The organism is Bacteroides bouchesdurhonensis (genome assembly GCF_900155865.1).
GTDB lineage: Bacteria > Bacteroidota > Bacteroidia > Bacteroidales > Bacteroidaceae > Bacteroides > Bacteroides bouchesdurhonensis.
Genome location: NZ_LT707006.1, coordinates 3,515,285 through 3,535,422, shown reverse-complemented (window position 1 = coordinate 3,535,422; position 20,138 = coordinate 3,515,285). Strand labels below are relative to the sequence as shown.

The window sequence follows — 20,138 nt, the reverse complement described above, 5'->3', positions numbered from 1 at the left end:
TACAAAAAAGTGAAATGCGGAAGAATATGGTAATGGATTTGATTTACAGGGGTTTCATTAACGCTGCCAATTATTCTGAGAGCCATTACAATCCACGCCGAAGCCAAATCAAGACGGAGCTACGTTACTTGTTCGTAACCACGCCCAATAGGTGACGAAATGGACACGAATAACGAAACAAGGCCTTAAGGATTAGCGAGTTACTGACAACTCACGCAAAAAATCCGTTAACGAAAAAAGATTGCGCCGTTCTTCCGCGATTTGCGTATCAGAGGAGGGCTCTTCACCAACTAATTTTGAACAAAAAAAAATTAAGGACGATGAAGAGTACATTTTCAGTTATTTACTACCTCAAACGTCAGGTAGTGAAAAACGACGGGACGGTTCCCGTCATGGGACGCATCACGGTGGACGGCAGCCAGACGCAATTCAGTTGCAAACTGACCGTCGATCCCAAGTTGTGGGACACCAAAGGGGGACGTGTCATGGGCAGAAGCACGGCGGCACTCGAAACGAACCGCATGCTTGACAAGATGCGGGTGCGCATCAACAAGCACTATCAGGAAATCATGGAGCGTGACAACTTCGTCACGGCAGAGAAGGTGAAGAACGCCTTTCTCGGACTGGAACACCGCTATCACATGCTGATGCAGGTGTTCCAGCAACACAACGAGGACTATGCCAAGCAGGTGGAAGCAGGCATGAAAGCCAAAGGCACGCTCTTGAAGTACAAGACTGTTTACAAGCATCTGCAAGAGTTTCTCAACATCCGTTACCACGTGAAGGACATCGCGTTGAAAGAGCTTACCCCCGCTTTCATTTCCGACTTCGAGATGTTTCTGCGCACGGACAAACACTGCTGCACCAATACCGTGTGGCTGTATGTATGCCCGCTTCGGACGATGGTGTTCATCGCCATCAACAACGAATGGCTCACACGCGACCCGTTTAGAGAGTATGAAATCAAGAAGGAGGAAACGACACGCAGTTTCCTGACCAAAGACGAAATCCGCCTGCTGATGGAAGGTAAACTGAAGAACGCCAAACAGGAACTATACCGCGACCTCTACCTGTTCTGCGCCTTCACGGGCTTGTCATTCGCCGATATGCGCAATTTGACGGAAGAGAACATCCGCACCTACTTCGATGAACACGAGTGGATAAACATCAACCGCCAGAAGACGGGCGTGGTGTCTAACATCCGCCTGCTTGACATTGCGAAACAAATCATCGACAAATACCGCGGGCTGTGCGAAAACGGCAGGATTTTCCCTGTTCCCCACTACAACACGTGCCTCGCCGGAATCCGTGCCGTCGCCAAGCGTTGCGGCATCACCAAGCATATCACGTGGCATCAGAGCCGCCATACGGCAGCCACGACGGTGTTCCTCTCCAACGGTGTACCCATCGAAACAGTCAGTTCCATGCTGGGACACAAGAGTATAAAGACAACGCAGATATACGCGAAGGTAACCAAAGAGAAGCTCAACCAAGACATGGAGAACCTTGCCGCGAGATTGAACCAAATCGAGGAATTTGCAGGATGTACCATCTAAAACAGAGACGCCATGAAACGTGACATAATCATTATAGAGGACAAGACGGTCAGCGTAACTGGTAACGAGGTATGGATGACCGCCGGGGAAATCGCCGAAGAGTTCCATGCCACCGTCCCGGCAGTGAACGCCGCCATCAAAGCCGTCCGCAAGTCGGACGTGCTGAACGACTACGAGGTATGCCGCTACATACAGCTTGAAAACGGCCTGTACGCGGATGTTTACTCGCTTGAAATCATCATTCCAGTAGCCTTCCGGCTGAACACCTACTATACACACGTGTTCCGCATGTGGCTGGTGGAGAAGGCACTCTCAAAGGAAAAGAGGCAGGCATACGTGATGTTCATACAGAACGGGAAAACCGGATATTGCTGAACACGCATACAGACAACGAAAAAGGAAACGGACAACGCCATCGGGTGCTGTCCGCTTCCTCTTTTTTTCATGCAACCGCCTTATTCCAGCGGCTTGAGGTAATTCGCCTCCAACAGTTCACGCAGTCCCGATTCGGGATAAAGCACCTTACCTGCCAGAAGGATAAAGGGCAGCATCCTGTTGTTGCGATACTCCTGCAAGGTGCGGCGGCTTACCCGGAGCATTTCCGCCACCTCCTTGTCCGTCAAGTAATGTTCCCCGTCCAGTGGCGGACGGTAACTTTCCAAAAATGCGGAGAGCCATTTGGAGCCTTTGAGCATATTCTGTATCGCGGTGGCAACCGGCTCGTCCTCCATTGTGAAAACCTCGTTGTTCTCGTTCATCATAACATCGGATTAAGTGGTTAATAAAAACAGAGTCATTTTCCATCGGGATAGATCGTGCCGATAAGCGGAATCAGCCGCCTGACCTCCTCCGGCCTGTAATAGAACCTGCGGTTTATCTGCGAGTAGCCGATAAGTCGCCTGTCACGCAATGACTGCAACGTGCGCGGGCTGATTCTCAACTGCCCGCAGACCTCCTCGCCCGTGAGCCACCTTTCCAGCCGCCCGCCGTCGCTTTTGCGCCTGAGGGCGGTGACTTTCTCCGAGAGGGCGTTGAATGACGCCAGCATCATCTCGAAGGTCTTTTTCTCGATAGATACGATTTCCATATACCAAAACATTTAATGATTTACCGCAAAGGTAACGCAGCCGCCTTGAATGCGTGCCGTTTTCCGCTATACGGCAGCTTGTTGCGCCGGTTGTCCGGGTTACGGAGTCACTTTCAAAGAAAATCTTACGTGAGTCACGTAGTGAGTTGTTAAAGCCCCTTTTGTTTATTGCCGAATTTTGCCGCAGAGAAACAAAAGAAAGGACAAAATATGAAAGTGATAACGATTGAAAGTTCCGCCTTCACCGCCCTGACGGAACAGATAGCCGAGATAGCGGTCTATGTGCGTGCCGTTTCCGGTGAGAGGAAGGGAGAGTCTACCGACATGCTGCTCACCACCCGCGAGGCGGCGCACCTGCTGAACGTGAGTACCCGTACCCTCCAACGTATGCGCAGCGAACAGCGCATCGGCTATATCGTGCTGCGCGGCAAATGCCGCTACCGCCGGTCGGAAATAGACCGCCTGCTCGCAGACTGCACCGTGGCAGAAGATGCAGCGACACTGACGGAACTGAAACGCAACCACACGCTGCGCACGGGCGGCAGCAAACCCAAAGGAAGGAGGACATAAGATATGGAACTGCTTACACGAAACAATTTTGAGGACTGGATGCAGAAGCTGATGGAACGGCTCGACCGTCAGGACGAGCTGCTGCTCTCCCTGCGACCGTCCGGCAAAGCCCCGAACCCGATGGAAAGTATCAGGATGTTCGACAACCAAGACCTCTGCATGCTGCTCCAGATAAGCAAGCGTACCCTGCAGCGCTACCGCAGCATCGGTGCATTGCCGTACAAGACGCTCGGCAAAAAGACCTATTACAGCGAGGAGGACGTACTGACATTCCTCTCCGAACACGTAAAGGATTTCCGCAAGGAAGATATAGCCTTCTACAAGGCGCGTATCCATAATTTCTTTAATAAATAACCCATTAAAACATTTTTCAAATGGCAAAGAAAACAACAGAAAAAGACGTGCTGATAGTCCGCGACGAGAAGACGGGCGAGATCAGTGTGGTAGCCGGGCTTAACGCCGATGGCTCACCCAAGCGTACCCCCGCAAAGGCGGAGAACGCACAGAGTTTCCTGCAATTCGACCGCCACGGCGACGTGCTGGACAACTTCTTCAAAAACTTCTTCCGGCAGTGCAAGGAACCCAGTCGCTTCGGTTTCTACCGTTTCGCGGCAGACCAAGCCGACAAACTGATGGAGGTGATGAAAGACCTGCTGAAAGACCCCGAAGCCAACAAGGAACTGCTTGCGCCCCACAAGGTGGACACTTCCGGCTACGAAAAGCAGGTAAAGGAAGAACAGACCGCCGGGATGCCGGAACAAAAACAGGAAGGACAACCCAAAGAAACCCAAAAACAGGAAGAAATGGAAAAGAAGCAGGAACAGAATCAGGAAAGCCCGCAACAACAGGCGCAGGGAAGACGTGGCTACCAACCCATTGACGAGAGCAAAATCAACTGGCAGGAGCTGGAAGAGAAATGGGGCGTGAAACGTGACGACCTTGAAAAGTCTGGTGATCTGAACAAGATGCTCAACTACGGCAAGTCCGATTTGGTGAAAGTGTCGCCCAAGTTCGGCGGCGAGGCTTTTGAACTGGATGCCCGCCTTTCCTTCAAGAAGGACGGTGAAGGCAATGTCAGCCTCGTGCCGCACTTCATCCGCAAGGAGCAGAAACTCGACGAGTACAAGGAACACAAGTTCTCCGACGAAGACCGTAAGAACCTGCGCGAAACGGGTAACCTCGGCAGGGTCGTGGACATCGTGGACAAAGAAACGGGTGAAATCATCCCCTCGTTCATCAGCATAGACCGCAAGACGAATGAAATCACGGACATTCCTGCAAACAAGGTACGCATACCGGAGCGCATCGGAAAGACGGAAATCACCAAGCAGGAACAGGATATGCTGCGTGCCGGGTTGCCCGTGCGCGACAAGCTCATCGAACGCAACGACGGCAGGAAGTTCGTCACCACTCTTCAAGTGAATGTAGAGCAGCGAGGCGTGGAGTTCGTACCGGGAACTGGCAGGTCGCCCCGTACCACCCAGACGCAGGAAGCCAAGAACAATCCCACGCAGGGACAGGCTCAGGGCATGGAAAATTCCGCAGCCCCACAGAAAGAGCAACGCCGCAACACGTGGACGAACGCTGATGGCAGTATCCGCCCCATCAGCAAATGGAGCGGTGTGAACTTCACCGACCAGCAGAAAGCCGACTACGCTGCGGGTAAGGCGATAAAGCTGGAGAACGTGACCGACAAGCAAGGCTTCCACGCCACGATGTACATCAAGTTCAACCCGGAGAAGGGACGTCCGTACCGCTATGACACCAACCCCGACAATGCGCAGAAGGTCGCCCCATCCAACGAGAGCCGTACACAGGTGGCGGTGAACAGCGAAGGCAAGACCAACGAGGCGACTAAGAACCTGAAAGAGCCGTTGCTGAAAGGACAGACCGCCCCGAAAGACGACAAACAGCAAAAGCTGCAGGAGAAATCTCAGAAGAAAAACAACAAGGGCATGAAGATGTAACATCCCGTGTCCGCCACTAAATCCAAAGTAACAATTCATAAAAAAAAGTAATCAGCATGAAGACAATCATTGCAGAAAAGCCATCCGTGGCACGTGAAATCGCCCGCATCGTGGGCGCGACAAAGAGAGAGGAAGGATATTTCGAGGGAAGCGGCTACGCCGTGACATGGGCATTCGGGCACCTCGTCCAGCTTGCCATGCCCGACGGTTACGGCATACGCGGCTTTGTCCGTGACAACCTGCCCGTCATCCCCGACTCCTTCACGCTCATACCCCGTCAGGTAAAGGTTGAGAAGGGCTACAAACCCGACAGCGGCGTGGTGTCACAAATAAAAACCATAACCCGCCTGTTCAATGACAGTGAGCAGATCATCGTGGCGACCGATGCCGGTCGCGAGGGCGAACTTATCTTCCGATACCTCTACCATTACATAGGATGCGCCACCCCTTTCGTGCGCCTCTGGATAAGCTCGCTTACCGACAAGGCCATCCGCGATGGACTGCGCAACCTCGAAGCGGGGAGCAAGTATGACAACCTCTACCTCGCCGCCAAAGCGCGGAGCGAATCCGACTGGCTCGTGGGCATCAACGGCACGCAGGCTCTCTCCATCGCCGCCGGACACGGCACGTATTCCGTCGGACGGGTACAGACACCCACGCTGGCGATGGTGTGCGCACGCTACTGGGAGAACCGCCGCTTCACGGTGGAACCTTTCTGGCAACTCCATATTGCCGCTGACGGAGGCGATGGTGATACCGTGAAATTCTCTTCCACCGGGAAATGGAAGGAGATGGAGCCTGCCACAGTCTTATATAATAAGGTAAAGGAAACAGGCACAGCCACCGTCACGAAAGTGGAACGCAAGGAGAAGATAGAGGAAACTCCGCTCCTGTACGACCTGACCACGCTCCAGAAGGAAGCCAACGCCAAGCATGGCTTCACGGCGGAACAGACGCTTGAAATCGCGCAGAAGCTCTACGAGAAGAAGCTCATCACCTATCCGCGAACCGGAAGCCGCTACATTCCCGAAGACGTGTTCGCGGAAATCCCCAAGCTGCTTGCCTTCATCGGCAGCCTGCCCGAATGGAAGGGCAAGTTGCAGCCGAAAGCCGTGCCGACACGCCGCAGCCTGGACGGCGGCAAGGTGACAGACCACCATGCCCTGCTCGTCACGGGCGAGAAGCCGCTGTTCCTCTCCAAAGAGGACAGCACCGTCTATCACATGATAGCCGGGCGCATGCTTGAGGCTTTCTCCGAAAAATGCGTCAAGGACACTGCCACCGTCACGGCAGAGTGTGCCGGAGTGGAGTTCGTGGCAAAAGGCAGCATCATCAGGCAAGCCGGATGGCGTGCCGTCTATGGCAAGGAGAATGGAGAAGAGAACAACAGCCAAGAGGAAACCGCCGCCATTCCCTGTTGGCAGGAAGGCGACACGCTGGCACTGAAAGCCGCCTCCATCACGGAGGGAAAGACCAAACCCAAGCCGCTGCATACCGAAGCCACCCTGCTGTCCGCGATGGAAACGGCTGGCAAGGAGATAGAGGACGACGCATTGCGGCAGGCTATGAAGGATTGCGGCATCGGCACGCCCGCCACCCGTGCGTCCATCATCGAAACGCTTTTCAAGCGCGGCTATATGGAACGCTGCAAGAAGTCGCTTGTCCCCACCGAAAAAGGGCTTGCCCTCTACTCGGTCGTGAAGGCGATGCGTATTGCCGATGTCGCCATGACGGGCGAATGGGAAAAGGAATTGGCACGCATCGAGCGTGGGGAACTGCCCGCCGATGACTTCCGCAGGAAGATTGAGGCATATACACGGGAAATTACCTCCGAACTGCTGTCGTGCGACAAGCTGTTCGCCCGCAGGGATTCCGGCTGCAAGTGTCCCAAGTGCGGAGCGGGGACGATGCAGTTTTACGGCAAGGTCGTCCGCTGCGACAACGCGGAGTGCGGTCTGCCCGTGTTCCGCCTGAAAGCAAACCGCACCCTCTCTGATGATGAAATCAAAAACCTGCTCACCGACGGACACACGAAACTGCTCAAAGGATTCAAGAGCAAGCAGGGCAAGAGTTTTGATGCCGTAGTCGCCTTTGACGGGGACTATAACACGGTTTTCGTGTTCCCAGAAAGGAAAAGTAAAGCGACCTCTGCGAAAAGAAGAAAATAAATGTTTAACTTTGCCACTGGTTCAGAGTAATGAATTGTTCTTCGATACCGGATTACACTCATACTTTGGATTTAGTGGTGGCACTCGGAGGGATACCGGGTGCCTTTTTCTTCTCGTTTTCCAACGATTATCCCTATCATCATTATCAATCCACTAAATTCCAAAGAAATGAACAACAAGAAGAAAAACGAGGGTCGGACCGACTTTTCCTATTACGGTCTGTACCTGCTGGACTACCTCACCACGAACAAGTTCGAACAGGCAGCCGATGAAGCCTTCATCCGAGAAAGAACCGACCGTGCCGCCGAAGCGTATGAACGGGCAAGGCTCGAAGGCTATCCTGCCGACGGGGCGCAGGAACTGGCGATGAAGGTGCTGACGGAGGGCCTTCGCTACTCCAGGCACGCCATCCTGCGCGAAGTCGTGGAGAACGAATTTGCGGGTGAAGTACCGGGAGAAAAATGTGAAGCCTTTACCCAGAAGCTGCTACCGCTTGTCGGAAACGTATTCTCCATCTATGACCTCTCGGACGACAATTTCGCCCTGTCGCCCGAATATGACCTGCTCTACACGGAGCTGACGGGAGCCGTCATCCTCTATATCGAAGAGTATGGCGTTTAACCGCAAACAGAGGCTGAGGGACAACATCGAGGCGATACGGACGGCATTCCTCCTTGACAGGGAACAGCGCACACCCACCGCACGCGAACGGCTCTTGTTAGAGCGTTATTGCGGTTTCGGGGGACTGAAGAGCATACTCAACCCTGCAAGGGAACTGACGGATGCCGTCCACTGGGCGAAGTCCGACCTCGAACTGTTTGCCCCTACCGTGGAACTGCACAGGTTGCTGCGGGAGAACACAAAAGACGAGACGGAGTACAAACGGTATATGGATGCCATGAAGCAGTCCGTGCTGACCGCCTTCTATACCCCGCCGGAGATAACCGGGACCATCGCGGACGTGCTGCATGAACACGGCATCCGTCCCGACCGGGTGCTGGAGCCGTCGGCAGGTGTCGGTGCATTCGTGGACGCCGTGCTGGAGAACAGACCGGACGCGGACATCATGGCTTTTGAGAAAGACCTGATGACGGGCAAGATACTGAAGCACCTGCATCCCGGACAGAAAGTAAGGGTACAGGGCTTCGAGAAGATAGAAAAGCCGTTCATGAACCATTTTGATTTGGCTGTCTCCAATATACCGTTTGGCGATGTGGCGGTGTTCGACCCGGAATTTTCGGGCAGCAAGGATCCTGCAAGGCACTCGGCGGCACGGACGATACACAATTACTTTTTCCTGAAAAGCCTTGACGCGGTGCGTGAAGGCGGAATCGTGGCGTTCATCACCTCGCAGGGGGTACTGGATGCCCCGACCAACGCGCCCATACGCGAGTATATGATGAACCATACCAATCTGGTGGGCGTAGCCCGCCTGCCGAACAACCTCTTTACGGATAACGCGGGAACGGAGGTGGGCAGCGACCTGATTATCCTGCAAAAGAACAGCGGAAAGAATGGTGAACTGTATTACAACGAAAAACTCTTCGTGCAGACCGAACAGACCCCTATCGGCACTTCCGTAAATGGGTATGTATGGAGCATCGGCTCGCTTTCACACACGGATTTGATCAGAAGTACCGACCCGTACGGGAAACCAGCCTATAAACTCCTGCACCGTGGGGACATCGCACAACTGGCGGAAGACTTGCGGGAGCATCTGAAAATAGAACTGCAACAACTTGACAGGAAACTGTATGAGAAACACAGCCTGCATCCGACAAAGGAGGAAAGCACGGCTGCGGAAGTGCAACCTGCTCCGAAAACAGAAAAGGTATCACCTTCTGTAATAGCCCCCGTTTCTGTAATTGAGCCTGTCAAGGGAGTGGAGAAGCCGCAGGCACAGCCCATAGAGGAAAAGCCGGAGATTGAGCCGCGCCAACCCAACCATTCGTCAGCCGTGCAGCTTACCCTGCTCGACCTTTGGGGTATGCCCATAGAGGAACCGGCAAAAAAGAAAAAGGCAGCGAAAAAGGAAAGCAAGCCGAAGCCTATGCCGTCCACGCCTAAACCGCAGGTCAAAGTTACTCCACCCGTTGAAGCCGCCAAGCCGGTAAACGGTAATAAGGAAGAAAAGCCGGAAAATGCCGAAAAGCCAAACGACCCGGACGACATTTACGCCACTCTGGATTGGGAAACCAATCCTCCCATCAACGGCTTCTATGAGACAATGATGAGTCTGACAGCGGAACGGCGCAAGGCCCTACGGCTTGAGGCAGAACGGCACAGGCAGGAACAACTGAAAAAGATGGGTATCAAAGACACGTTGAACCCTGCTTTTGCGCCTTCTTCGGACAATATGGATAAAAAGCCGGAACAAACGGAAGAAATAAAGCAACCTGAAACACCGGCAGAAGTTGTGCCTACTTCCGAAACGGTTGCCACTTCCCTGTTCCCGGAATTTGAAACGGAAAAGCCGAAAAAAGAAGCCCTCGACCTTACGCCGCGTCCCTATCACCGCACGCCGGAAATGCACCTGCGTGAAGGGTCGCTGGTGGCAAACAGGGCACGCGACATCGGTTATCTGAAGGACATTACTCCCTACGGTGCAACCTTCCAGCCGCTTGGACTAACCGGTTATCAGAAAGAGAAAGCGTTGCTGTATGTATCGCTCCGTGACGCATACGAGCGGTTGTACCGCTATGAATCGAACAGACGTGAGGAAAATGTACCTTGGCGTGAACACCTGAACACCTGTTACGACGAGTTTGTCATGCGTTATGGCAACCTCAACGCCAAACAGAACGTGAAACTGGTGATGATGGACGCCGGAGGGCGCGACATCCTTTCGCTGGAACGTGCGGAGGACGGCAAGTTCGTCAAAGCGGACATCTTCGACCGTCCCGTTTCCTTCTCGGTGGAGAACCATGCCAACGTCGGTTCTCCGGAAGAAGCCTTGTCTGCATCGCTCAACAAGTATGGTACGGTCAATCTCAACTATATGCGGGGGATAACAGACAGTACGGAAGAGGAGCTTCTCAATGCCCTCAAGGGGCGTATCTTCTACAATCCGCTCGTAACCGGTTACGAGATTAAAGACCGCTTCATCGCGGGAAACGTGATAGAGAAGGCGGAGCGTATAGAGGCATGGATGGAAAATAATCTGGAAAGCGAAAGATTGCCGGAAGTGAAACAGGCTTTGGAGGCTTTGAAGGAAGCCGAGCCGCAGCGTATCGCCTTTGAAGACCTCGACTTCAACTTCGGTGAACGCTGGATTCCCACGGGCGTGTATGCCGCCTACATGAGCCATCTTTTCGACACGGACGTGAAAATCGCCTATTCCGCCAGCATGGACGAGTTTTCCGTGGCGTGCGGCTACCGCACCATGAAGATCACGGACGAGTTTCTGGTAAAGGGCTATTACCGGAACTATGACGGTATGCACCTGTTGAAACACGCTTTGCACAACACCTGTCCCGACATGATGAAAAGTATTGGCAAAGATGAGAACGGCAACGACATCAAGGTGCGTGACAGCGAGGGCATACAGCTCGCCAACGCCAAGATTGACGAAATCCGCAACGGGTTCTCGGAATGGTTGGAAGAGCAGTCGCCGCAGTTCAAGGAACGGCTCGTGACAATGTATAACCGCAAGTTCAACTGTTTCGTGCGCCCGAAGTATGACGGTTCGCACCAGACGTTTCCCGACCTCAATCTGAAAGGATTGGCAAGCCGGGGTATTCAAAGCGTTTATCCGTCGCAGAAGGATTGCGTCTGGATGCTGAAACAGAACGGCGGCGGGATCTGCGACCACGAGGTGGGAACCGGCAAGACGCTGATAATGTGCATAGCGGCACATGAGATGAAGCGTCTGAACTTGGCGCACAAGCCGATGATTATCGGGCTGAAAGCGAATGTGGCGGAGATTGCCGCCACCTATCAGGCGGCATATCCCAATGCGAGGATTCTCTACGCTTCTGAAAAGGATTTCTCGACCGCCAACCGCGTGCGTTTTTTCAACAACATCAAAAATAACGATTACGATTGCGTCATCATGTCGCACGACCAGTTCGGCAAGATACCGCAGTCACCGGAGTTGCAGCAGCGCATCCTGCAGGCGGAGCTTGATACGGTGGAGGAAAACCTCGAAGTCTTGCGGCAGCAGGGCAAGAACGTGTCGCGGGCGATGCTGAAAGGGCTGGAGAAGCGCAAGCACAACCTTGTGGCGAAGCTGGAGAAGGTGGAACACGCTATCAAGTCCCGCACGGATGATGTGGTGGACTTCAAGCAGATGGGCATCGACCACATCTTCATTGACGAGAGTCACCAGTTCAAGAACTTGACTTTCAACACCCGTCATGACCGTGTGGCGGGATTGGGAAACTCGGAAGGAAGCCAGAAGGCCCTGAATATGCTCTTTGCCATCCGTACCATACAGGAACGCACGGGCAAGGACTTGGGGGCTACGTTCCTTTCGGGCACGACCATTTCCAACAGTCTGACGGAACTGTACCTGCTCTTCAAATACCTGCGCCCCAACGAACTGGAACGGCAGGACATCCGCTGTTTCGATGCTTGGGCTGCCATCTTCGCCAAAAAGACGACCGATTTTGAGTTCAACGTAACGAACAATATCGTTCAGAAGGAGCGTTTTCGCTATTTCATCAAGGTGCCGGAGCTTGCCGCCTTCTACAACGAGATTACCGACTACCGCACGGCGGAGGATGTAGGTGTGGACAGACCAAACAAGAATGAGATACTGCACCACATACCGCCCACACCGGAGCAGGAGGACTTCATACAGAAGCTGATGCAGTTTGCCAAAACCGGCGATGCCACTCTGCTTGGCAGGTTACCCCTGTCGGAAACGGAGGAAAAGGCGAAGATGCTCATCGCCACCGACTACGCGAGAAAGATGGCTCTTGATATGCGCATGATAGACCCGAACTACGAGGACCATCCCGACAACAAGGCAAGCCATTGTGCCAAGATGATTGCAGAGTATTACCACAAGTACGAGGCGCACAAGGGTACGCAGTTCGTATTCTCCGACTTGGGGACATACCAGCCGGGGGAAGGATGGAACGTGTACAGCGAGATAAAACGCAAGTTGGTGGAGGATTACGGCATACCGGCAAGTGAGGTGCGCTTCATTCAGGAGTGTAAGACGGATAAGGCTCGTAAGGCGGTGATAGATGCCATGAACGCCGGGACGGTACGCGTGCTGTTCGGCTCCACAAGTATGCTCGGAACGGGCGTGAATGCGCAGAAAAGATGTGTCGCCATCCATCACCTTGATACACCGTGGCGACCGTCCGACCTGCAACAGCGTGACGGACGGGGTGTTAGAGCCGGGAACGAGATTGCCAAGCATTTTGCCGAGAACAACGTGGATGTCATCATCTACGCGGTGGAAAAGTCGCTGGACAGCTACAAGTTCAATCTGCTGCACTGCAAGCAGACGTTCATATCGCAGCTCAAAAGCGGAGCGATGGGCGCACGTACCATCGACGAGGGAGCAATGGACGAAAAATCGGGTATGAACTTCTCGGAGTATATGGCGTTGCTCTCCGGCAATACCGACCTTTTGGATAAGGCGAAATTAGAGAAGCGTATCGCCTCGCTCGAAGGGGAACGCAAATCGTTCAACAAGGGCAAGCGCGATTCGGAGTTCAAGCTGGAATCCAAGACGGGAGAACTGCGCAACAACACGGCTTTCATCGAAGCCATGACGGAAGACTGGAACCGTTTTCTTTCCGTTGTGCAGACTGATAAGGAAAGCAGCCGCCTTAATCTTGTTAAGGTGGACGGCGTGGATTCAACGGATGAGAAGGTCATCGGTAAGCGTTTGCAGGAAATCGCCAAGAACGCCACGACTGGTGGACTGTACAAGGCTGTCGGGGAACTTTACGGCTTTCCGATAAAGGTGGTCAGCGAGAGGACACTCAAAGAAGGTCTGGAGTTCACCGACAACCGCTTCGTGGTGGAGGGGAACTACAAGTACACCTACAACAACGGGCATCTGGCGATGGCAGACCCGATTGCTGCCGCACGAAACTTTCTGAACGCATTGGAGAGGATTCCGACCATCATCGACCAGTACAAGTCTAAGAACGAAGTGCTGGAAAAGGAGATTCCGCAGTTGCAGGAGATAGCGGGCAAGGTGTGGAAGAAGGAGGACGAGCTGAAACAGCTGAAGTCCGAACTCGCCGCACTGGACCGCAAGATACAGCTTGAGCTGGCTCCGGCTCAGGAAAACACGGAAGAGAACCGGCAAGGCAACGAGAAAAAACAGACGGAACAACAGCCGGAAAGCCCGCACGTGGACTTTGTACGCAGTCATTTAATTATAGGGAGACTCGGTTTATCGGAATCCAAAGGTGTAAAACTTTAATATCGAAGTCTTGACAGAAAAAGCCAGTGGTTGAATTTTTCACCACTGGCTTTAATTCTAATAATTTTTCAATCTAATATGACCGAATCTATAACGTTAAATCATAGATTATGTGTCTATTTGTGAAGAAAAAGACGTAACTTTGTATCAAAATCAAATAAGCATAACAATGGAGCCATCTATATCTATATACAGTTTTTCACTTTATACCGCACTGCCGTTGATGTTATTCTTCGGCTTTTATTTTTTGTTTGCAAAGACTCCTGAAAAGAAAATTTTCAAGAATTATCTCCGCTCCCGACAGATTATGGGTATAGCTATGCTGCTGCTTTCGGCAAATTATTCGGTACATTTCTTCTTTGGTATCCGATTCAAAAATGCGGATTCTGCCATATTGATGAACATGTCCACATACTTCCTGTGCTATTCTCTGTTCAGTTCGGCATTGATAATGTTGCTTGATCGTTTTTACATTACCAAACGGCGTGTGTGGACACATATCATTTTATGGATTATATTTTCAACTCTTTCCGGAGTTGTGTTGTTCCTGTTGCCAAGCGGAATCATGCAAAAATTCTCTTTATTTGCTTTAGCTGTATGGTTAGTCGTTTTTGGAGTCGTTTTAGCTCGCAGAGTCATAATTGCATACCGTAGAGCCATTCGGATTTTCAATGAAACTCAGGCGGATGATATAGGTACATATATCGAATGGCTTTCCATATTCACTTATTGGGCTGTTATCTTCGGTGTCGGATGCGGATTGCTGACATTTCTGCCAGACAAATATGTTTTTATCTGGATTTTGTCGTCAATACCGTTCTACAGCTATCTTTTCTACAGCTATCAGAACTACCTGCTGTTCTATGAACAGGTGGAAAATGCTTTTGAGCAAGATATACAGTCTGAAGAAGAACTTCTGACAGATACAGAAACAGAACCTAAAATAGTTTCTGAGAAAGAAGTTCCAGTGTCCTATACAGAAATTATAGAGAAAGTGGCCAACTGGATAAAGACAGACGGCTATGTCCAGCAGGGACTTACCATAAAAGAACTGTCCGAAATACTTCATACGAACCGTACCTATCTTTCCGCTTATATCAAGACTACGTATAAAATGACATTCCGCGAATGGATAACCGGTCTCCGGTTGGAGTATGCGAAAAACATACTGAAGGAGCATCCGGAAATCAATATACAGAAGCTGGCTGAGTCTTCCGGCTTTCTTTCTCGCAGTAACTTTATCAAATCATTTACCGAAAAGGAAGGATGTACGCCTGGCAAGTGGAAAAAAGCAAATCTGGAATAATTTGTGTGGTAAAAAGCCGATGAAAAAGGTCTCAGAAGCCCATTTTCAAAAAGTGCTCAAGCGACAAAAAAGTGCTAATTCGACAAAAAGGTGCTCAAACGACAATTTGAAAAGTGCTCAAACGACAATTTTTTATAAAACGCTGTATTTCAACAGAAAAAGTTTTTGTAATATTTTGGGCGCTGAATGGCATTTATTACCTTTGGAGATGACAAAGATAATGAATTCAAGTTTATATGAGCAGAAAAATCACTTTTCTTACCCTGTTTCTGTGGCTGATGACGCTAACTTTTCCTGTCATTGCGCAGCAGAAAGCAGACACGACCTACACCTTCCGGTTCGTTACGCAGAAGGACATGTTCTACGTGCCTTGGAATGGCAATGACACGGAACTTGCCCGCCTGTTGGAATGTATCGAAAACAACAAAGCAACAATTCTTGACGGCAAACTGCCGCTATTGGTTGACGGATATTGCAATTCGCAGAGCAGTGAAGTCAAGAACCTTGCAACAGCGAAGATTCGTGCCAACCGTGTGAAATCAGAACTGATTACACGAGCGAAAATCAAGGAAGAAAACTTCATTACCCGCAATCATGTGACAGAGGGTGATTTTGTCACCGTGCGCCTGACGGTACCGGTAAAGGAAACAGCCGTGACGGATGCGGAAGCAGAAGCACGACGCAAGGCGGAAGCCGAACGCTTAGAAACCGAGAAGCGTGCCGAGCAGGAACGGCTTGCCGAAGAGCAGCGCAAGGCGGAAGAAGCCCGACTTGCCGCTGAAAAGGCAGAAGCCGAGAAAACCGCTCAACAAAATACACTTGCCGACACGCTGTCGGAAACCAAAATCACAACTGATTATCATCTCTCCCTGCGTGCCAACCTGCTGCGCTGGGCTACCTTGACACCAGATTTAGGACTTGAATGGCGCATCTGTCCATCGTGGGGCATTGCCGTAAACGGCTCGTGGACTTCTTGGAGCTGGAGTGACAAAGACCGCCGCTATGCACTCTGGGAAGTGGCTCCGGAAGTACGTTACTATATGGGTGAGAAGAAAGCCTGGCATCTGGGCGCGATGTTCAAGGCTGGACAGTTCAACTACAAGCTTTCCGAAACAGGCAAGCAGGGCGACCTGATGGGTGGCGGCATCACCGCCGGCTATCAGCTGCGACTAAACAAGGCATTAGATCTTGATTTCAACCTCGGTTTGGGCTACCTGAATGCCGATTTCGAAAAATATGAAGTCATCGATGGTGTGCGCGTGCGCTGTGGCAACGAGACAAAAAATTGGTGTGGCCCCATCAACGCCGGTGTGACATTGGTATGGAAGTTATTCTAATACGGAGGAATAGAGTATGAAAGCAAGACAATATATAAATATGGTAGGAATGGCAGCCGCCGTGCTGCTCTCTTCCTGCGTGAAGGACACGCTTTATGACACGCCGCATCCCGACTATGGGAAGATTGCGGTGACAGCCGACTGGTCGGCACGCGGTGAGGGTATCGACATACCTGCCACATGGACGGTTACCATGGGTGACTATACGGGTACGGAGACTTCCGCCACCCATGCCCCCAACCATCTGTTTGCTCCGGGCAGCTACACCCTTGCGGTGTGGAACCCTGCTGAAGGAATCATGGTAAATGGTACCACCGCCACCATTGCCGCAGCCACGGGAAACCGGGCAGGAACGGATGCCTTTGTGAACAATGCCCCGGGATGGTTCTTCACCTATACGAAACAGGTGAGCATCGAGAAAGACAAGGACTATCCGCTGACCGCCGCAATGAAGCAGCAGGTACGCGAACTGACGCTTATCATCAAACCGACGGGGGATGCCGCCGGACGCATCACGGAGATTGTTGCCCATCTGACGGGTGCAGCCAGAACTCTCGATTTCGCTACCGATACCTACGGAGCCGCTTCAAACGTCGTGCTGCCCTTCACCAAGATAACCGAAGGTGACGATGCCGGCAAGTGGAAAGCCACGGTGCGGTTGCTGGGTGTGACCGGCACGGAACAACTGCTGACGGGTGAAATCCGCTATGCGGACGGCAACCCGACCCCCACGACGCTGAAAAGCGACATCACGGAAGCCCTCAAGGGGTTCAACACCGGAAAGGGCGAATCGCTGACCCTCGGCGGAACGCTGGTTGAGACTCCCGAAGGCATGGAAGTGGACGGAGTCGAAATCAACGGCTGGGAAGAAGTGAAAGGTGATGATGTAAATGCCGATTTGTAAATAATTAGCAAACCGAACGCAGAAGCAAAGCTTGCTTTGATTTTGCTAAGGTGCAGCAATTATTGAAATGGAATTTAACTAATATAATAACAGAATATAATGAAGACAAGATTTTTTGCACTTGCGATGCTCGCCCTCGCACTGGTAGCCTGCAACAACGACAACGAGAACCTGAACGGTGACCCCGTGGCCGCCCAGTTTACCGCCAACATCGCCCCCGCCACCCGCGCCAGCGGAACCACCTGGACTGCCGGCGACCGTATCGGCATCACCGACATCGGCAACGACACCCAGTACGGCAACGTGCCTTTCATCCTGAAAAACGGGAAATTTGAGGCAGAAGGAAAGGTTATCTATATCGAAGATACAAAGACCCATACTTTCCGCGCCTACTATCCGTACAACGCGGCGGGAGGCATCCTCGCAGCCACAACCGATGCCACGGCGCAGCAGAACCAGTCTGCCATCGACTTCCTCTTTGCTTCAGGAGCCACGGGAGACAAAAACAACCCGGTAGTAAGCTTCACCGACAAAACCGCCAAAGGCGGTGAAGACAACTCCTTCCACCACCGCATGAGCCAGATAACCCTTACCTTCGAGGCGGGCGACGGCGTGAATTTCAGTGTGGTCAAGCCTGAACGTTACACGCTGGACGGATTGTTACTCACCGGTACGTTCAACACGGCCGACGGTATTGCCACCGCAGACAACGGGGCACAGACCGGAGAACTGACCATGAATTTGGCAGACGGCAATCTCACGTCATCGATCATCCTCTTCCCGCAGACAGTTGCATCCCTGCCGTTGGTTGTGAATTACAAAGGTCAGGAATATCATGCCACACTCACCATGCCCGATGGCGCACTGCTGGCGGGCAACAACTATACCTATACCGTCAAGGTACGCAACAAAGTCCTTGAAGTCAGCGAAGCCACCATTGCAAAGTGGAACGATATAGACGGTGGAGATGTGGGTGCTGACCTGTAGGATGTTAATAATTAATCGATTAGAATGAAGAATTATGAGACATAGATTATTTATCCCCGCAGCCACCGCACTGCTGTTCGCCCTCGCCGCCTGCACGCAGGACGAACTTGCTGGCGATAACCGTCTGCCCGAAGGTGAATACCCCGTCGTCATCCGTGCCACCGGATTGTCCGTAGAAGCAACGCCGCTGGCAGCCCCTTCCACCCGTGCCTCTGTGGACGGCGACTGGCAGGGCGTCACTTCCGTGGCACTCAAGATGGGCGATGCGGTAAAGGAATACACCGTAACGGCTTCTACCGATTTCAAGAGTGCCACGCTTTCACGCGAGAACGACCCGTACTACTGGACCAGCCGCGCCCCGATTACCGTATCGGCATGGTGCCCCTTCGACAAGGCTGACATCACACAGATGCCTGCCGTGAAGGTGGCAGAAGACCAAAGCAAACTGGCTGACTTCCAAAACAGCGATTTCATCTCTGCTGAGAACCGGAAGGTGGAATTTAACAACCCGACTCTTGAATTTACCCACCGCACGGCACGCGTGACAATCGAACTGAAGCCCGGCACGGGATTCACGAGCGTGGACGGTGCCACGGTGAGCCTCGTGAGCCTGTCCGCCGATAACGGCAACCCGACTGCCATCAAGACCTACAACGCAAGCGGCAACACCTACGAGGCACTGACTGCCCCGCAGACCGTTGTGGCAGGCAAGCCGTTCGTCCGGGTGGAACTCGGCGGCGGCACCTTCTACTTCCGCCCGCAGAACAACGTCGTATTAGAGGCTGGCAACCGCTATTCTTACACCGTTAAGGTGAACGCCACCGGCCTGACGTTAGAGGGTTGCACCATCGGCAGCTGGGTTGACGGCGGCGGCGAGAGTGGTGAGGCTGAGGATTTGGGCTACAACTACGACAGCAACACCAAGACCTACACGGTCTATAACGCAGACGGCCTGATGAATGTAGCCGAATTAGTGAACGGAGGTAAGACCGACATAAACATTACCCTCGACAAAAACATTGACCTCACAGGCAAAGGCTGGACGCCGATAGGCACAGACTACGACAACTCATACACCGGCACCTTCGACGGCGGCGGCCATACCATCACGGGGCTAACCGTTACGACAAATGACGAATATGCGGGTCTGTTCGGCTATCTCGGTAATTTCAATAATGGCGCCGCTACGGTGAAGAATGTGGTGATGGATGGCATACAGATAACATGCAATCACAGGTCGGGTTATGCCGGCGGCGTGGCAGGATATAGCTGGGGCACCATTGAAAACTGCTCGGTGTCGGGCAGCGTCAGCGGCACGATGTATGTCGGCGGTGTGGTGGGTGTTCAAAGGGACGGTTCCATCACCGGATGCAGTTCCTCTGCCACAGTGAAGGGAACGATCAAAGTCGGCGGCGTGGCAGGTCAGACGATTTTTGGTGCCACCTTGACCGCTTGCTATGCCACAGGCAACGTGAACATAGAAATAGACCGCACACAGGATATCTCTGGCGGCGGTCTGGTAGGATTCAACGACGGAATCAGCCTCCTTTCCTGCTATGCCACGGGCAACGTAACCAGTACTGGTAGTAGCACTGGCCATGTACATATCGGCGGCTTTTTGGGAGATAACTACATTACCGTGACCGCCTGCTATTGGAAGAACAATCATGAACAAGGTATCAGCTACAATAGGGGAAGCACCAATGTCACGAAGGTGGACGGCACTAACGTTACCTGGGAGAATGCCGTTGATGCCATGAACACCGCCTTGCAGAACGCAGGCTCAGAGTGGCGTTACGAACTTAAAGGAGCATTGCCTACCTTGAGGAAGCAGTAAACCGTCGGGCGGAAAAGTTCCGCCCACA

General features: G+C 52.4%; 14 protein-coding genes and 2 pseudogenes. 14 read left to right on the top strand and 2 right to left on the bottom strand.

The window, feature by feature from the left end; all coding sequences use genetic code 11:
- The first annotated feature begins 320 nt into the window (after positions 1-320).
- A complete protein-coding gene (locus CZ225_RS15180) occupies positions 321-1,556 on the top strand; it encodes a site-specific integrase (protein ID WP_077154599.1) in 1,236 nt (411 codons plus the stop codon).
- A gap of 12 nt (positions 1,557-1,568) precedes the next feature.
- Positions 1,569-1,931 carry a virulence RhuM family protein gene (locus tag CZ225_RS15175; protein ID WP_004308431.1) on the top strand — a complete coding sequence of 121 codons (363 nt, stop codon included), beginning with the start codon at positions 1,569-1,571 and terminating at the stop codon, positions 1,929-1,931.
- An 80-nt stretch (positions 1,932-2,011) separates the two neighbouring features.
- Here CZ225_RS15175 and CZ225_RS15170 read toward each other — a convergent pair whose 3' ends face one another.
- Positions 2,012-2,317, bottom strand: coding sequence for a helix-turn-helix domain-containing protein (locus CZ225_RS15170; protein ID WP_077154598.1), 306 nt, complete (start codon positions 2,315-2,317; stop codon positions 2,012-2,014).
- Between the two features lie 32 nt (positions 2,318-2,349).
- Entirely contained in the window at positions 2,350-2,643 is a 294-nt protein-coding gene (locus CZ225_RS15165) for a helix-turn-helix domain-containing protein (RefSeq protein ID WP_077155843.1), read from the bottom strand.
- A 210-nt stretch (positions 2,644-2,853) separates the two neighbouring features.
- On the opposite strand from CZ225_RS15165, the gene CZ225_RS15160 reads away from it, so the two are divergent.
- The 12 genes and pseudogenes from CZ225_RS15160 to CZ225_RS15110 all read left to right on the top strand — a co-directional run bounded on the left by CZ225_RS15160 (position 2,854) and on the right by CZ225_RS15110 (position 20,110).
- Positions 2,854-3,213, top strand: coding sequence for a helix-turn-helix domain-containing protein (locus CZ225_RS15160; RefSeq protein WP_077155842.1), 360 nt, complete (start codon positions 2,854-2,856; stop codon positions 3,211-3,213).
- Between the two features lie 3 nt (positions 3,214-3,216).
- A complete protein-coding gene (locus CZ225_RS15155) occupies positions 3,217-3,567 on the top strand; it encodes a helix-turn-helix domain-containing protein (RefSeq protein ID WP_004308425.1) in 351 nt (116 codons plus the stop codon).
- A 20-nt stretch (positions 3,568-3,587) separates the two neighbouring features.
- Positions 3,588-5,180: a DUF3945 domain-containing protein gene (locus CZ225_RS15150; protein WP_077154597.1), complete on the top strand. Its 1,593-nt coding sequence runs from the start codon at positions 3,588-3,590 to the stop codon at positions 5,178-5,180.
- 56 nt (positions 5,181-5,236) lie between these two features.
- Positions 5,237-7,348, top strand: a complete 2,112-nt coding sequence (gene topB, locus CZ225_RS15145) for a type IA DNA topoisomerase (RefSeq protein ID WP_077154596.1) — start codon at positions 5,237-5,239, stop codon at positions 7,346-7,348.
- Positions 7,349-7,516: 168 nt separating this feature from the next.
- Positions 7,517-7,969: a DUF1896 domain-containing protein gene (locus CZ225_RS15140; protein ID WP_005830224.1), complete on the top strand. Its 453-nt coding sequence runs from the start codon at positions 7,517-7,519 to the stop codon at positions 7,967-7,969.
- Positions 7,959-9,624, top strand: a pseudogene (locus CZ225_RS24885) (N-6 DNA methylase); the annotation flags it as partial. The gene CZ225_RS15140 and the pseudogene CZ225_RS24885, both read left to right, overlap by 11 nt.
- Before the next feature lie 116 nt (positions 9,625-9,740).
- Positions 9,741-13,739: pseudogene (locus CZ225_RS15135) on the top strand (helicase-related protein); the annotation flags it as partial.
- Positions 13,740-13,962: 223 nt separating this feature from the next.
- A complete protein-coding gene (locus CZ225_RS15130; RefSeq protein ID WP_053397352.1) occupies positions 13,963-15,045 on the top strand; it encodes a helix-turn-helix domain-containing protein in 1,083 nt (360 codons plus the stop codon).
- A 236-nt stretch (positions 15,046-15,281) separates the two neighbouring features.
- The gene (locus tag CZ225_RS15125; protein WP_008645876.1) at positions 15,282-16,382 is read left to right on the top strand and encodes a DUF3575 domain-containing protein; all 1,101 of its coding nucleotides are present in this window, start codon (positions 15,282-15,284) and stop codon (positions 16,380-16,382) included.
- A 16-nt stretch (positions 16,383-16,398) separates the two neighbouring features.
- On the top strand, positions 16,399-17,286 hold the full coding sequence (locus tag CZ225_RS15120) for a FimB/Mfa2 family fimbrial subunit (RefSeq protein WP_077154594.1): 888 nt from the start codon (positions 16,399-16,401) through the stop codon (positions 17,284-17,286).
- A 99-nt stretch (positions 17,287-17,385) separates the two neighbouring features.
- Positions 17,386-18,273 (top strand): fimbrillin family protein, encoded by an 888-nt coding sequence (locus CZ225_RS15115; RefSeq protein ID WP_077154593.1) that lies wholly within the window; start codon positions 17,386-17,388, stop codon positions 18,271-18,273.
- 34 nt (positions 18,274-18,307) lie between these two features.
- Positions 18,308-20,110 carry a fimbrillin family protein gene (locus CZ225_RS15110; protein WP_077154592.1) on the top strand — a complete coding sequence of 601 codons (1,803 nt, stop codon included), beginning with the start codon at positions 18,308-18,310 and terminating at the stop codon, positions 20,108-20,110.
- The last annotated feature ends 28 nt before the right edge of the window (positions 20,111-20,138 follow it).